General features: G+C 46.1%; 3 protein-coding genes and 1 pseudogene. All 4 read right to left on the bottom strand.

The window, feature by feature from the left end; translation table 11 throughout:
• Positions 1-261 (bottom strand): annotated as a pseudogene (locus tag E0D98_RS24780) (DNA primase); the annotation flags it as partial.
• Positions 258-557, bottom strand: a complete 300-nt coding sequence (locus tag E0D98_RS24775; protein WP_000770167.1) for a DUF4222 domain-containing protein — start codon at positions 555-557, stop codon at positions 258-260. The gene E0D98_RS24775 and the pseudogene E0D98_RS24780, both read right to left, overlap by 4 nt.
• 5 nt (positions 558-562) lie before the next feature.
• Entirely contained in the window at positions 563-796 is a 234-nt protein-coding gene (locus tag E0D98_RS24770; RefSeq protein ID WP_001204993.1) for a hypothetical protein, read from the bottom strand.
• On the bottom strand, positions 789-979 hold a 191-nt coding region (locus tag E0D98_RS24765), incomplete at its 5' end, for a hypothetical protein (RefSeq protein WP_096955511.1). The genes E0D98_RS24765 and E0D98_RS24770, both read right to left, overlap by 8 nt.

Here is a 979-nt window from a genome sequence, read left to right as displayed (position 1 = left end):
GATGGTTAACAGCTGCGGCTCTTCAATATTTCCGGCGCGTATCACCGTCGCCCTGTATCGCCCATCATCAACAATCTGGAGGTTATCCAGTTCGCTTAACTGATAACGCCCCAGATAAACGGGAGGGACTGGATCGCCTGCTTTTTTGGCCTGTGCAATGATGTAATGCTCTGCGAATGAATGAGCATCAATACCCGCAAAAATAATCGCATCGGTGTATTTATCTTTCGGTAATCGTTTTACGTTCGGTGCCAGTTTCATTTTTTACCCCTGAATCCGTTAATCATGGTTTTCAGCTTCTGGATGTTTGCCCGTGCCCTGGAGTTGCTGGTGGGCACGTTATGCGGCGCGGTCTGTACCAGAGAAAAATCACGCCGGAACTGATAAACAGGCATCACGCAATCATATTCGTAACCTTCACGGCGGTAAGTTACGCACCGTCCCGCCACGCCCTTAATCATTACCGTACCGCCGTACTGGTCGCGGTAAATATCACCGCGCGTAAATTTAGGGTGAGTGTTGCCACTGGCAGTTAAGCCAGAATATTTAAGTTTCATTATTTTTATTCTCCGGTGTGCTGTTCGTTATATCTGTCGTGCAATAGGTCTATTTCCTGCAACTCTGTTATTACCGGTTCAAGGAGAGTTATCAGTGATTTAATAATCCGCGCCTTCTTTACATCACACTCATTATCGCCAAATGTTTCCAGCCACATTTGCAATATTTCGTACATACCTTCAGCGTAAGCAAGGGCACTAAATGCGCGGTCTATTGTTTCAATGTAAATATCACGCATGGCTTACATCCTCAGGAAATTTTCTTCTGTAACGCGCCTCTGCCACATATTCCGCATAATCGGCGGCGATATTCAGTACATCAAGCCCCGTTGATTTATATTCTCTCGTGGAAAGTAAGAAAAAAGCCGCTCTAATAAGTTCTGGCATTGACGAAAGCGCATCAGCCGCATCATCAGGAACGC

Source organism: Escherichia sp. KCJ4928, from assembly GCF_004352695.1.
GTDB lineage: Bacteria > Pseudomonadota > Gammaproteobacteria > Enterobacterales > Enterobacteriaceae > ECMA0423.
This window is presented reverse-complemented; position numbering and strand designations above follow the sequence as displayed.